13 protein-coding genes are annotated in these 13,436 nt (G+C 74.2%); 10 read left to right on the forward strand and 3 right to left on the reverse strand.

Annotated elements, in window-relative coordinates; genetic code table 11:
* Positions 1–46 precede the first annotated feature (46 nt).
* The 5 genes from O2W15_RS12520 (at position 47) to O2W15_RS12540 (ending at position 4,617) form a co-directional block, all read left to right on the forward strand.
* A complete protein-coding gene (locus tag O2W15_RS12520; RefSeq protein WP_269179647.1) occupies positions 47–916 on the forward strand; it encodes a bifunctional methylenetetrahydrofolate dehydrogenase/methenyltetrahydrofolate cyclohydrolase in 870 nt (289 codons plus the stop codon).
* The gene (locus O2W15_RS12525; protein ID WP_269179648.1) at positions 913–1,239 is read left to right on the forward strand and encodes a DUF3017 domain-containing protein; all 327 of its coding nucleotides are present in this window, start codon (positions 913–915) and stop codon (positions 1,237–1,239) included. Before O2W15_RS12520 ends, O2W15_RS12525 begins: the two co-directional genes overlap by 4 nt.
* Positions 1,240–1,298: 59 nt before the next feature.
* On the forward strand, positions 1,299–2,252 hold the full coding sequence (mdh, locus tag O2W15_RS12530) for a malate dehydrogenase (RefSeq protein ID WP_269162994.1): 954 nt from the start codon (positions 1,299–1,301) through the stop codon (positions 2,250–2,252).
* An 83-nt stretch (positions 2,253–2,335) separates the two neighbouring features.
* On the forward strand, positions 2,336–3,550 hold the full coding sequence (locus O2W15_RS12535) for an NADP-dependent isocitrate dehydrogenase (RefSeq protein WP_269162995.1): 1,215 nt from the start codon (positions 2,336–2,338) through the stop codon (positions 3,548–3,550).
* 188 nt (positions 3,551–3,738) lie between these two features.
* On the forward strand, positions 3,739–4,617 hold the full coding sequence (locus O2W15_RS12540) for an endonuclease domain-containing protein (RefSeq protein ID WP_269179649.1): 879 nt from the start codon (positions 3,739–3,741) through the stop codon (positions 4,615–4,617).
* A gap of 74 nt (positions 4,618–4,691) precedes the next feature.
* On the opposite strand, the gene O2W15_RS12545 is transcribed toward O2W15_RS12540, so the two are convergent.
* Entirely contained in the window at positions 4,692–5,573 is an 882-nt protein-coding gene (locus O2W15_RS12545; RefSeq protein ID WP_269179650.1) for a CAP domain-containing protein, read from the reverse strand.
* 198 nt (positions 5,574–5,771) lie between these two features.
* Here O2W15_RS12545 and O2W15_RS12550 point away from each other — a divergent pair, with 198 nt between their 5' ends.
* Positions 5,772–7,100 carry a hemolysin family protein gene (locus tag O2W15_RS12550; protein WP_269179651.1) on the forward strand — a complete coding sequence of 443 codons (1,329 nt, stop codon included), beginning with the start codon at positions 5,772–5,774 and terminating at the stop codon, positions 7,098–7,100.
* A gap of 9 nt (positions 7,101–7,109) precedes the next feature.
* Here the strand turns inward: O2W15_RS12550 and galE are convergent, their stop codons facing one another.
* Positions 7,110–8,069, reverse strand: coding sequence for a UDP-glucose 4-epimerase GalE (galE, locus tag O2W15_RS12555; RefSeq protein ID WP_269179652.1), 960 nt, complete (start codon positions 8,067–8,069; stop codon positions 7,110–7,112).
* A 59-nt stretch (positions 8,070–8,128) separates the two neighbouring features.
* Between galE and hisC the strand changes: the two genes are divergently transcribed.
* The 4 genes from hisC to O2W15_RS12575 all read left to right on the forward strand — a co-directional run bounded on the left by hisC (position 8,129) and on the right by O2W15_RS12575 (position 12,094).
* Positions 8,129–9,253: a histidinol-phosphate transaminase gene (gene hisC, locus O2W15_RS12560; protein WP_269163000.1), complete on the forward strand. Its 1,125-nt coding sequence runs from the start codon at positions 8,129–8,131 to the stop codon at positions 9,251–9,253.
* A 27-nt stretch (positions 9,254–9,280) separates the two neighbouring features.
* Entirely contained in the window at positions 9,281–10,306 is a 1,026-nt protein-coding gene (gene trpS, locus O2W15_RS12565) for a tryptophan--tRNA ligase (RefSeq protein ID WP_442928851.1), read from the forward strand.
* The gene (locus O2W15_RS12570) at positions 10,303–10,899 is read left to right on the forward strand and encodes a 2'-5' RNA ligase family protein (RefSeq protein ID WP_269179653.1); all 597 of its coding nucleotides are present in this window, start codon (positions 10,303–10,305) and stop codon (positions 10,897–10,899) included. The genes trpS and O2W15_RS12570 overlap by 4 nt, the downstream gene beginning before the upstream one ends.
* A 67-nt stretch (positions 10,900–10,966) precedes the next feature.
* Entirely contained in the window at positions 10,967–12,094 is a 1,128-nt protein-coding gene (locus O2W15_RS12575; RefSeq protein ID WP_269179654.1) for a YihY/virulence factor BrkB family protein, read from the forward strand.
* Here O2W15_RS12575 and O2W15_RS12580 read toward each other — a convergent pair.
* Positions 12,021–13,340, reverse strand: a complete 1,320-nt coding sequence (locus O2W15_RS12580; RefSeq protein WP_269179655.1) for a D-alanyl-D-alanine carboxypeptidase family protein — start codon at positions 13,338–13,340, stop codon at positions 12,021–12,023. The genes O2W15_RS12575 and O2W15_RS12580 overlap by 74 nt on opposite strands.
* Positions 13,341–13,436 lie beyond the last annotated feature (96 nt).

Genomic DNA, 13,436 nt, shown 5'->3' on the forward strand with positions numbered 1-13,436 from the left:
CGGCCGGCGGCCCCGACGGCGGGTGCCGTCGGGCAGACTGCACCACGTGGCAGCGACGACTCTCGACGGCAAGGCGACCGCGGCGACGATCCGGGCGGAGCTGACCGAGCGGGTGTCCGCCCTGGCCGCGGCCGGGCGGCGGCCGGGCCTGGGCACCCTGCTGGTCGGCGACGACCCGGGCAGCCGCTGGTACGTCGGCGCCAAGCACTCCGACTGCGCCCAGGTCGGCATCGCCAGCATCCAGCGGGAGCTGCCGGCCACCGCCGACCTCGCCGAGGTGCTCGCCGTCGTCGACGAGCTCAACGCCGACCCGGCCTGCACCGGCTACATCGTGCAGCTGCCCCTGCCGCGCGGCATCGACGAGAGCGTCGTGCTCGAGCGGATCGACCCGGCCAAGGACGCCGACGGCCTCCACCCGGTCAACCTCGGCCGGCTCGTGCTCAACGTCCCCGGGGCGCTGCCCTGCACGCCGGTCGGGATCGTCGAGCTGCTCCGCCGCTTCGACGTGCCGCTGGCCAGTGCAGAGGTGGTCGTGGTGGGCCGCGGCATCACCGTCGGCCGGCCACTGGGCCTGCTGCTCACCCGGCGCACCGAGAACGCGACCGTGACCCTCTGCCACACCGGCACCCGGGACCTGGCCGCGCACACCCGCGCGGCCGACGTCGTCGTCGCGGCGGCCGGCGTGCCGGGGCTGATCACCGCCGACATGGTCAAGCCGGGGGCGGTCGTGCTGGACGTGGGGGTCAGCCGGGTCGAGGGCAAGATCGCCGGCGACGTCGCCGCGGACGTGCGGGAGGTGGCCGGCTTCGTGGCCCCCAACCCCGGTGGCGTCGGCCCGATGACCCGGGCGATGCTGCTGGCCAACGTCGTCCTCGCCGCCGAGCAGGCGGCCGGGCTCGAGGTGCTGACGGCATGAGCCGGCGCGCCGGCGGGACGGCGCCCGACCGGTCGCCGCTCTACCTGCGCCGACCGCTGCTGGCCGGCTTCCTACGACAGTGGCCGCTGCTGGCCGTCATCGTCATCGCCGGGGTGGGCCTGCTGCTCGTCGCCGGTGACCGGTGGCGTCAGGGGCTGGTCGTGATGGGGCTCGCCCTGGTCGCCGCAGCCGCGCTGCGGTTGCTGCTCCCGTTGCGTCGCATCGGCTTCCTCGCCGTCCGCAGCCAGCGCGTCGACGTCGCCCTGACGGGGTGCGCCGGCGTCGCGCTGGTGCTCATGGCACTGAACATCCCGCCGTCCTGACCAGCCCGGAGCGGCCCCCGCATGGCCGGACGACGCCGTGCCGGGCTAGGTTGGCGGGCATGGCAGATCGGGCCCGGAACAGCAAGGTGACCGTGGTAGGTGCCGGCTTCTACGGCTCGACGACCGCGTTGCGGCTGGCGGAGTACGACGTGTTCGAGACGGTCGTGCTCACCGACATCGTGGAGGGCAAGCCCGAGGGGCTGGCGCTGGACATCAACCAGTCGCGCCCGATCGAGGGCTTCGAGACCCAGGTCGTGGGGGTCGGCGGCGGCTCCTACGCGGGCACCGAGGGCTCCGACGTCGTGGTCATCACCGCCGGGCTGCCGCGCAAGCCCGGCATGAGCCGGATGGACCTCATCGAGACCAACGCCGGCATCGTCCGCCAGGTCGCCGAGAACGTCGCGCAGACCTCTCCGGACGCCGTGGTCATCGTCGTGTCCAACCCGCTGGACGAGATGACCGCGCTGGCGCAGCTGGCCACCGGCTTCCCGAAGGCCCGCGTCATGGGCCAGGCCGGGATGCTGGACACCGCGCGGTTCAGCAACAACGTCGCCGAGGAGCTCGGCGTCCCGGTCGGCTCGGTGCGCACGCTGACGCTCGGTTCGCACGGCGACACGATGGTCCCGGTGCCCTCCCGCTGCACCGTCGACGGCAAGCCGCTGTCCGACGTGCTGGCCGCCGACCGGATCGCCCACCTGGTCGACCGCACCCGCAACGGCGGGGCCGAGGTCGTGGCGTTGCTGAAGACCGGCTCCGCCTACTACGCGCCGTCGGCCGCGGCCGCCCGGATGGCCCGCGCCGTGATCGAGGACAGCGGCGCCGTGCTGCCGGTGTGTGCCTGGGTCGACGGCGAGTACGGGATCTCGGGGGTCTACCTGGGGGTCGAGGCCGAGATCGGCCGGGAAGGTGTCCGGAAGGTCGTCGAAGGCGACCTCTCCGACAGTGAGCTGGCCGGCCTGCGCGAGGCCGCCGAGGCGGTACGCGCCAAGCAGGCCGACGTAGCCGACCTCTGAGGAAGGACCCCGCTGCCCTCCACCGCTCGCACGCGCGCGGCGGGGCCCTGCAGCGGGGCCATGAGCGCACAAAGGAGAACGACGTGAGCAAGATCAAGGTCGAGGGCAAGGTCGTCGAGCTCGACGGCGACGAGATGACCCGGATCATCTGGCAGTTCATCAAGGACCAGCTGATCCTCCCGTACCTGGACGTCGACCTGGAGTACTACGACCTCGGGATGGAGAACCGCGACGCGACCGACGACCAGGTCACGGTCGACGCGGCGAACGCCATCAAGCAGCACGGCGTGGGCGTCAAGTGCGCCACCATCACCCCGGACGAGGCGCGGGTCGAGGAGTTCGGCCTGAAGAAGATGTGGCGCTCCCCGAACGGGACGATCCGCAACATCCTCGGCGGCGTGATCTTCCGCGAGCCGATCATCATGGAGAACGTGCCGCGGCTGGTGCCGGGCTGGACGAAGCCGATCATCATCGGCCGCCACGCCTTCGGCGACCAGTACCGGGCCACCGACTTCACGTTCCCCTCCGCGGGCACGCTGAAGGTCGTCTTCACCCCCGAGGACGGCGGCGAGCCGATCGAGCGCGAGGTCTTCCAGGCCCCCGGCGCCGGCGTATCGCTGTCGATGTACAACCTCGACGAGTCGATCCGCGACTTCGCCCGGGCCTCGCTGAACTACGGGCTCAACCGCGGCTACCCGGTCTACCTCTCCACGAAGAACACGATCCTGAAGGCCTACGACGGCCGGTTCAAGGACATCTTCGAGGAGGTCTTCCAGGCCGAGTTCAAGGAGCAGTTCGACGCGGCCGGGATCACCTACGAGCACCGGCTCATCGACGACATGGTCGCCGCCTCCCTCAAGTGGGAGGGCGGCTACGTCTGGGCCTGCAAGAACTACGACGGTGACGTGCAGTCCGACACCGTGGCCCAGGGCTTCGGCTCGCTCGGCCTGATGACGTCGGTGCTGGCCACCCCGGACGGCAAGACCGTCGAGGCCGAGGCCGCGCACGGCACGGTCACCCGGCACTACCGCCAGCACCAGCAGGGCAAGGAGACCTCGACGAACCCGATCGCGTCGATCTTCGCCTGGACCCGGGGCCTGGCCCACCGCGGTGTGCTCGACGGCACCCCCGAGGTGACCCGGTTCGCCGAGACCCTCGAGCGGGTCTGCGTCGAGACCGTCGAGAGCGGCCAGATGACCAAGGACCTGGCGCTGCTGATCTCCAAGGACGCCCCGTGGCTGACCACCCAGGACTTCCTGGCGGCCATCGACAGCAACCTGCAGAAGGCCATGGCCTGACGACAGCTGTCGTAGCTCAGAACGGCCCCCGCGACCTCTGGTCGCGGGGGCCGTTCTGCGTCGTGGTGCGGTGCCGAGGTCGGGCTGGTGGCTGCCTCGGTCCGAACGAGGCAGCCACCGGCCCGAGGTGATCACCTCCCTGTGGACGACGCCCACGCCGGGCAGGCTGGTCGCGGCAGGCTGCCCCGGTGCCGCTTCCCCCGTACCGCCCTGCGGTGCTCCACGGGCGGGTCTTCCGCGGCACCTGGGCGATCGAGGTCGGCCTGCTGACCCGGGCGCAGCTGCGGAGCTCGGCATGGCGCCGGCTGCGCCAGGACGTGTACGCCGACGCGACGCTGCCCGACACCCACCGGCTGCACGCCCGTGGCGCGGCGCTGCGGATGCCCCGGGGCGCCGTCCTGGGTGGGCGGAGCGCCGCGGACCTCCTCGGGGTGCGCGACGTGGCGGGCGCGGGCGACCCGGTCGAGGTGGTGGTCGCACGGGGCACCCGCTGGGACCCGGAGCCGGGGATCGTCGTCCGGGCGGCGCACCTCGACGGTGCCGTGCTGACCCGCGGGGCCTTCCTCCGCTGGACGACCGGCCTGCGGACGGCGGTCGACCTGGCCCGGTTCGCGCCGGAGGAGGAGGCGGTCGTCCTGCTCGACCAGCTCGTGCACGCGCGGGTCGTGGGCCTCGACGAGGTCCGCGCGGCGGTGAGCGCGCTGCCCACCTGCCGCGGGTCGGCACGGGCCCGCCGGGCAGCAGCGGCGGCGGACGGGCGGGCGGAGTCGCCCCAGGAGACCAGGGTGCGGCTGCTGCTCGCTGCGCACGGGCTGCCCGCGCCGGTGGCGCAGTTCGAGGTGCGCGCCGATGGGCGCTTCCTGGCCCGCGTCGACTTCGGCTGGCCCGAGCGCCGGGTGGCGCTGGAGTACGACGGGGTGTGGCACGACGGACCCGGTCAGTTCGTGCGGGACCGGCAGCGGCTCAGTGCACTCGCGGCCGCCGGTTGGCGCGTGCTGGTCGTGACCGCGGCCGATCTGCACTCCCCGGAGCTGATGATCGCCCGGCTGCGCGCGGCCCTGCGGTGATCACCTCGGGCTGATGGCTGTCTCGACCACGGCGAGACAGCCATCAGCCCGAGCTCGGCGCGGCGGGCGGACGGTCAGGCGCCGAACAGCTGGGTCCACCACGGGCCGCCGGAACCGGTGGCGACGCCGACCCCCAACGTGCGCAGCTGGCAGTTCAGGATGTTCTGCCGGTGCCCGGGGCTGGACATCCAGGCGGCCATCACCGCGGCCGCGTCCGGCTGGCCGGACGCGATGTTCTCTGCTCTCGCGTAGCCGATACCAGCCGCGCGGGCGCGGGCGAAGGGGTCGAGGCCCTCGGGCGTGACGTGGTCGAAGTAGCCGCGGTCCCGCATGTCGGCGCTGTGTGCCCGGGCCACCGCAGCCAGGCCGGCGTCGGCGCTGACCGGGGCGCAGCCGGCGGAGGTCCGTTCGGCGTTCACCAGCGCGAGCACCTGGCCCTCCGGTCCGGGCGCCGCCGCCGGTGCAGCGGGCGCCGGAGGAGCCGGTGCGGCGCGGGCCGCGGGAGGCGGTGCGGCGGGGACCGGGGGCGGCAGTGCGGCGCGGGCCGGGGGAGGCGGCACCGCTGCCGGCGGCGGCACCGCCGCGGCGGCCGCAGGTGGCGGAACAGGGGCCCCGCGCGCCGGCTCCGGCTGGACCGACGGCGCGGGCGTGCTGGTCGGCCCGGCCGCTGCCGGCGAGGGCGCAGGGGACTCGGTCGGCGCCGCGGCGGTGGTCGTCGCCGGCACCTCGGCCGGGGTGTCCGGGGAGGGGACCGGCGCGCGGCCGGTGGTCGCGGCACCGCCGGCCGCGGCAGCCGGGGGTGCGGCGCCCCGGTCGACGTCCGACGAGCCCGCCGTGTCGCCGAGCCCGGGCAGGGAACCGCCGTACAGCGCAACGGTGAGCACCACCGCGGCGACGACGGTCAGCAGCAGGACCATCCGCAGCAACCGGGACGGCGCGGCGGCGCGGCGCGGCACGGGGTCGTCCTCACCGGGCACAGGTCGTCACCCGAGCGAGGGTAGACGCATGCGGACGGTCACCGGGCCCCTCGGGCGAGGAGGGCCCCGGGCAGGGGGCAGGGGTGGTCACCGCGGATCGGCGGGCCGGCGCAGCCACTACCGTGGTCGGTCGCGGGACAGTCCCGTCGAGACCATCTCTGGAGGAACGCGCCGCCCGTGAGCGACGTCTGGCTCAACATCGTCATGGTCTTCGCCTTCGTGCTGGTCGGCGGCGCGTTCTCCGGCGCCGAGATCGCGCTGGTGTCCCTCCGCGAGTCCCAGGTCCGTGCCCTGGCCGAGACCGGCCGGCGCGGGCAGGCGCTGAACAAGCTGCTCGCCGACCCCAACCAGTTCCTCGCCTCCGTCCAGGTCGGCGTGACGCTGGCCGGCTTCTTCTCCGCCGCGTTCGGCGCCAGCACCCTGTCCGGGCCGCTCGGCGACGTCCTGATCGGTTGGGGGGTGCAGCCCAGGGTGGCCGACCCGCTGTCCTTCGTCGCCGTCACCATCGCGATCAGCTACCTGTCGCTGGTCGTCGGCGAACTGACCCCCAAGCGGCTGGCCCTGCAGCGGGCCGAGGGCTTCTCGCTGGTGGTCGCCGCCCCGCTCAACGCCATCGCCAAGCTGTTCCGGCCGATCATCTGGCTGCTGTCGAAGTCGACGAACGTGCTGGTCCGCCTGCTGGGCGGCGACCCGCAGGCGAGCGGGGAGTCGATCAGCCAGGAGGAGCTGCGGGACCTGGTCGCCGCGCACGAGTCGCTGTCCAGCGACGAGCGCCGGCTGATCGACGAGGTCTTCCGGGCCGGCGACCGCGAGGTGCGCGAGGTGATGACCCCGCGCACCGAGGTGCACTTCCTGGAGTCCGGCATGACCGCCAGTCGCGCGGCCAAGCAGGTCGCGGACTCCAACTGGTCGCGCTACCCGGTCGTGGGCCGCAACGAGGACGACGTCGTCGGCTTCGTGCACGTGCGCGACCTCTTCCTGCCCACGCACCCGGCCGGGCGGGCGGCGACCGTGGGCGACCTCGCCCGCGAGGTGAAGCAGCTGCCGGGCACCGCCGGCGTGCTGACCGCCCTGTCGGGGATGCGCAAGGAGAACCGGCACTTCGCGATCGTGGTCGACGAGTACGGCGGCACCGACGGGATCGTCACCCTGGAAGACCTCATCGAGGAGGTCATCGGCGACATCTACGACGAGTACGACGAGGACGTCACGCCCGACTCCGAGGAGCCGGCCGAGGGGCCGCACGAGGTCGACGGGCTGCTCAACCTCGACGACTTCGCCGGCGCGACGGGGCTGCACCTCCCCGAGGGCCCGTACGAGACGGTCGCCGGGTACGTCCTCGCCGAGCTCGGGCGTCTCCCGGTGCTGGGGGACACCGTGACGGTCGAGGAGCGCACCCTGACGGTGCTCGAGCTCGACGGTCGCCGGATCGCCCGGATCAGTGTCAGCGCCGCACCGCAGCAGGACGACGGCAGCGACGCCGCCGCGGAGTCCACGGCCGGCTGACGACGGGGCTCAGGCGCTGCGTGACTGCGTGAACGCCCAGGCGTCGGCGACGATCTCGCGCAGGTCGGTGTGCTGCGGTGCCCAGCCGAGCTCGTCCTGGATCCGGGCCGAGCTGGCCACCAGCCGGGCCGGGTCCCCGGGCCGCCGCTCGCCCACGACGACCGGCAGCGGGTGCCCGGTGACGCTGCGGACGGCGTCGACCATCTCCTGCACCGAGAAGCCGGTGCCGCTGCCCAGGTTGTAGATGCGGTGCTCACCGGGGGCCGGGGCGGGCAGCGCCAGCAGGTGGGCCGCCGCGAGGTCCTTGACGTGCACGTAGTCGCGAATGCAGGTGCCGTCGGGGGTCGGGTAGTCCGAGCCGTACACGGTGAGCGCCTCGCGGGTGCCCGCAGCCACCTGCAGCGCGATCGGGATCAGGTGGGTCTCGGTGGCGTGCCGCTCGCCGACGCCGTACGCCGCTCCGCCGACGTTGAAGTAGCGGAGGCTGACCGCGGCGAACGAGTGGGCCACCGCGTAGGAGGTCAGCATCGCGTCCACGGCGAGCTTGCTGGCCCCGTAGGTGTTGGTCGGCCGGGTCGGGGCGTCCTCGGGGATCGGCACCTGGTCGGGCTCGCCGTAGGTGGCGGCGGTCGAGGAGAACACGATCCGCCGGCAGTCGACCGCGCGCATCGCCTCGAGCAGCGCCAGCGAGCCGCCGACGTTGGAGTGCCAATAGACCTCCGGCGCGACCTGGCTCTGCGCGACCAGGCTCTTGGCCGCGAAGTGCAGCACCGCCTCGGGCCGGACGTCGGCCAGCACGGGCGCGGAGTCGTGCAGCGAGGCGCGGACGAACCGGGCGCCGGCGGGGACGGCGTCCTCGTGGCCGGTCGACAGGTCGTCGAGCACGGTGACCTCGTGGCCGCCCTCGAGCAGGGCCGCCGTGACTACGCTGCCGATGTAGCCGGCCCCACCGGTGACGAGTACGCGCATGCCGCCAACCCTAGTGAGTGGCCCGGACGACCTCCGGTCCGACCGAGGAGGAGGAGCCCGTGGTCAGCGCCCGCCCTGCCGTGGCCGCCATGCCGGTCTACCGACCCGGCCGCAACCCCGCCGACCTGGCCCGGGAGATCGGTGTCGACCGCGCCGTGAAGCTGGCCAGCAACGAGGTGGCCTTCCCGCCGCTGCCGGCGGTCGTCCAGGCGATCGCCGCGACCGCGGGGGAGACGAACCGGTACCCGGACAACGGTGCCGTCGTCCTCACCCGGGCCCTGGCCGAGCGCTACGGCGTCGAGCCGGCGCAGGTGGCCACCGGCTGCGGTGCGGTCACCGTCTGCCAGCAGCTCGCCCAGGCCTACAACGACCCGGGCACGAGCATCGCCTTCGCCTGGCGCTCCTTCGAGATGTACCCGCTGCTCGCCCAGGTGGCCGGCGCCCGTGCCCAGCAGGTGCCGCTCGTCCCGGGCACGCCCGGCGGGGCCGCGGACACCCACGACCTGGACGGGCTGGCCGCGGCGATCGACGACACGACCCGGCTGGTCTTCGTCTGCAACCCGAACAACCCGACCGGGACGGCGGTGCGGCGTGCGGAGCTGGAGCGCTTCCTGGACGCCGTCCCGGCGCAGACGCTGGTCGTGCTGGACGAGGCGTACCGCGAGTTCGTCACCGACCCGGAGGTCCCCGACGGGGTCGAGCTGATGCGCGGGCGGCCCAACGTCGCGGTGCTGCGCACGTTCTCCAAGGCGTGGGGGCTGGCCGGGTTGCGGGTCGGCTACCTGCTCGCCGAGGACCCGGCGGTCGCCGACGCGGTCCGGCGCACGCACGTGCCGTTCAGCGTCTCCTCGCTCGCCCAGGCCGCGGCGGTCGCGGCACTGGCCAGTGAGGCCGAGGTGCGCGAGCGCTGCGCCGCCGTCGTCGCCGAGCGCGCCCGGCTGACCGGCGCCCTGCGGGAGCGCGGCCTGCCGGTGGCCGACAGCCAGGCCAACTTCGTGTGGCTGCCGCTGGGGGAGCGGGCCGCCGAGGTCGCCGCCGCGCTGGAGGCCCGCGCGGTGATCACCCGGCCGTTCGCCGGTGAGGGGATCCGGGTGACCGTCGGCACCCCGGAGGAGGACGACGTCTTCCTCGGCGCGCTGGACGACGTCCTGACCAGCGCGCCGGCGGGTGCTGCCGGAGCCTGAGCGAGCGCTCCCGGGGCGCGTGGTTCGATGGAGGGCGTGCCTGCTCCCCGCGTGCTGTCCGGCATCCAGCCGACGGCGGACTCCTTCCACCTCGGCAACTTCCTGGGTGCACTGCGGCAGTGGGTCGCCCTCCAGGACGACCACGACGCCTTCTACTGCGTCGTCGACCTGCACGCGATCACGGCGGAGCAGCCCGACCCGGCGGTCCTGCGCCAGCGCACGCTGGTGTCGGCAGCGCAGTTGCTGGCGTTGGGCGTCGACCCGTCGCGCAGCACGCTGTTCGTGCAGAGCCACGTCCCCGAGCACGCCCAGCTGGCCTGGGTGCTGCAGTGCCTCACCGGGTTCGGCGAGGCCGGCCGGATGACCCAGTTCAAGGACAAGAGCAGCCGCGAGGGCGCCGGGACGACGTCGGTCGGGCTGTTCACCTATCCGGTGCTGCAGGCCGCCGACATCCTGCTGTACCAGGCCGCCCGGGTGCCGGTGGGCGAGGACCAGCGACAGCACCTCGAGCTCACCCGAGACCTGGCGACCCGGTTCAACGGCCGGTACGGCGACACCTTCGTCCTCCCGGAGGCCTACGTGCCGCCGGGTGCGGCGAAGGTGCTGGACCTGCAGTCGCCGGACAAGAAGATGAGCAAGAGCCTCCCGCCGGCCGGGTGCGTGAACCTGTTGGACGACCCGAAGGTGACCGCGAAGCGGATCCGCTCCGCGGTCACCGACACCGGTCGCGAGGTGGTGGCCGACCCGGTGGCCAAGCCCGGGGTGACCAACCTGCTGGCCATCCACTCGGCGCTGTCCGGGAAGAGCACCGCCGAGCTGGAGGAGCACTTCGCCGGCCGCGGCTACGGCGACCTGAAGAAGGAGCTCGCCGAGGTCGTCACCGACGCGCTGACCCCGATCCAGCAGCGCACCGCCGAGCTCCTGGCCGACCCCGCCGAGCTGGAGCGCGTGCTCGCCGCCGGGGCCGCCCGGGCCCGCGAGGTCGCGGCTCCCACGCTGGCCACGGTCTACGAGCGGGTCGGCTTCCTGCCCGCCGTCGGGGCACCGACGTGAGGGACCGGCCGCTCCGCGCCGACGACACCTTCGTGCACCGGCTCGACGCCGGCTCGGAGTCGTCGCCGGACACCGCCGTCCTCGGCGTCGTGGTGTCGGTCCCGGAGCCCTGGGCGCAGCTGCTGGTCGAGTGGCGGGGCAAGTGCGGCGACCCCCAGGCCACCCTCGTGCCCCCGCACGTGACGCTGCTGCCGCCCACCGAGGTGCCGATCGGCACCCGCCCGGCGATCACCGAGCACCTGTCCCGGGTGGCCGCCCAGCATCCCCCGTTCGACATGCACCTGTCGGGCACGGGCACCTTCCGCCCGATCTCGGAGGTGGTGTTCGTGGCGGTCGCGCTGGGCATCGCCGACTGCGAGCTGATCGCGACCGACGTCCGGAGCGGGCCGCTGGCCCGGCCGTTGAGCTTCCCGTACCACCCGCACGTCACCGTGGCCCACGACGTGCCCGCCGACATGCTGGACATGGCCTACGCCGGCCTGGCCGACGTGCACGCGGAGTTCCGGGTCGACACCTTCACCGAGTTCGAGCAGCTGCCCGGTGGGGCGTGGGCCGTGTCCCGCGAGTACCCGCTGTCCGGTCCGCCGCGCTGACCAGCGGCCGCGGCGGGCCCTGCCCGCTGCCGCGCGGGGTCGCTGGGCGACACCCAGACTGGCTCCGGTGACCAACCCCGTCAGCCGGGCGGCCGGTGCGGCCAAGCGGTCGGTGCGGCGCCAGCGGGCCCGGCGCTCCTGGCTGGACCACCTGATCCGCGCCGGCCGGCGCTACATCCGGGTGCACGCCACCCTGATGGCCTCCGGGGTGACGTACTACGTCTTCCTCGCCCTGGCGCCGGTGACCCTGCTGCTCGTGGCGGTCGCCGGGCTGGTGCTGCGTGGCAACCCGCTGCTGCAGGACCAGCTCCTCCAGGCCCTGCGGGACGCGATTCCCGGGGAGACGGGGGACAGCCTGGCGGACACCGTCACCACGGCCGTCGACAGCGCCACCACCTTCGGTGTGGTCGGCCTGTTCGGTGTGGTGTTCATCGGGCTGGCCGCCATGGACAAGCTGCGCATCGGCATGGACATCGTCTGGCGGGGTCGGGCAGACCCGCCGCAGTTCCTGGCCGACCGGGCCAGGGACCTGCTGTCGCTGTTCTGGTTCGGCGTCGCGGGCGCGCTCAGCATCGCGCTCACCACCGGCGCGACGAGCATCGCGGGCCGGGTGTTCGGCCTGACCGACGTCGATGAGGCGCCCGGCTTCTTCCTGCTCGCCCGGGCGCTGCCGATCGTGCTGGCCGTGGCCGGGGACGTCCTGCTGTTCCTGTGGCTGCTCAGGGGGGTGCCGGGCACCCCGTTCGGCTACCGGCAGCTGATGCCCGGCGCGTTCTTCGGCGCCGTGGGCTTCGAGGCGCTGAAGCTGGTCGGCGGCCTCTACCTGACGGTGATCGGGGGCAACGTGACCGCCTCGACGTTCGGCGGTCTGGTCGGCCTGATCATCTGGATCAACGTGGTCTGCCGGTTCGCGTTCTTCACCGCCTGCTGGACGGCGACGATCCCCGCGATCGAGCACGCCGACACGCTCGTCCCGCACGGACCAGCGGGGCCGACGCCGCTGCCGGACATCGCACGGGTCGACGAGCGGGCGGCGGGCCCGTCCCCGGGCCGGCTCGCCGTCGCCCTGCTGGGGGCCGGCGCGGTCGTCGGCGCGACTGCGGGCCGGTTGCTGCCCCGGCTCATCGCCCGTCGTGCAGATCGGGGGCGGGCTCGGGTGGCGCGATCCGGCGCACCGCCCGACGCCGGCCGATGACGGTGGCCGCCACGATGACCAGCGCGCCGGCCGCCAGCCCGGCGGGCACGAGGGGTGCGGTGCCCGTCGCGGAGCCGGGGGCTGCCACGGAGCCCGTGCCGGCTCGGGTGTCCGGGGTGGCGGCCGCGGTCCCGCCAGAGGTCGCCATCGCCGCCGTCTTCTCCGCCGCCATCTGCTCGGCGGCCTCCGCGGCCTCCATCGCGGCGGCGACCTCGCCCGGCTCGACCAGCCGGCCGACGGGCTCGGCGTCGGCCGGGACGGCGAAGCCCCAGTCCAGCAGCCGCCGGGCCTGCTCCAGCTCGTGCACCGGGCGTCGTTCGGCCTGCATGACGCTGACCACCAGGCGCCGGCCGTCGCGCTCGGCGGCCACCACGAAGGTGTGCCGGGCCGCGTCGGTGAACCCCGTCTTCCCGGCGAGGGTGCCCGGGTAGCTGCTGAGCAGGGTGTTCTGGTTCTGGATCTGGTAGCCCTCGTAGGTCCCGACGGTCGGCATCTGTGCGGTGCGGGTCTGCAGCAGGTCCAGGCTGTACGGGTCGGTGACGAGCTGGCGCAGGATCAGCGCGAGGTCGTAGGGCGAGGACGACTGCCCGGCCACGTCCAGCCCGGAGGGCGTGCCCGCCACGGTGTCGTGGGCGCCGAGGTGGGCCGCCGTCTCGTTCATCGCGGCGAGGGTCGTACCCACTCCGCCGGCGGCCCGGGCGAGGGCGTTGGCCACGTCGTTGCCCGACTGCATGACCAGGGCGCGGAAGAGCAGATCGACGGGGTACTGGCCGCCGCGCACCAGACCCACCCGGCTGCCCTCGATCGCCTCGTCCTCGACGGTGCTCTCGACGACCAGCGCGGGGTCCAGGACGGGCACCAGGGTGAGCAACGTCAGCGCCTTGAGGGTGCTGGCCGGGTAGTAGCGGCCGTGTGGGTCCCGCGCGCCCAGCACCGCACCGGTCCCGGCGTCGGCGACCAGCCAGCCGCGGGCGTCGATGCCCTCGGGGAGCGGCGGTGCACCGGCCACGGTCACCAGGCCGCGGGTGTCCAGCCGTTCGCCGCCGACGGTGCTGCCGTCGGGGGCGCTGCCCTGCGGCGGCCCGTCCGGGTGCGGGGTGGTCGGGGTCGGCGCCGAGGGGTCGACGGTCGGCCGGGACCACTCGGCGAGGGCCGGGCCGGCGGGGGCCAGCAGGAGCCCGATCACCCACAGCCCGGCCACGAGCAGCACGGCGGTCAGCCGGCGCAGCGGCAGGGGTCGGCGCATGCCCGACGCTAACCCGCGGTGGCCTGCCCGATCGAACAGCGGCGGTCGACGGTGTGCCGGAGGTCTCCCGGAGGGCCCGTCGTGTGTGCCGGGTGT

Source organism: Modestobacter sp. VKM Ac-2979, assembly GCF_026967995.1.
In the GTDB taxonomy this organism is placed as follows: Bacteria; Actinomycetota; Actinomycetes; order Mycobacteriales; family Geodermatophilaceae; genus Modestobacter.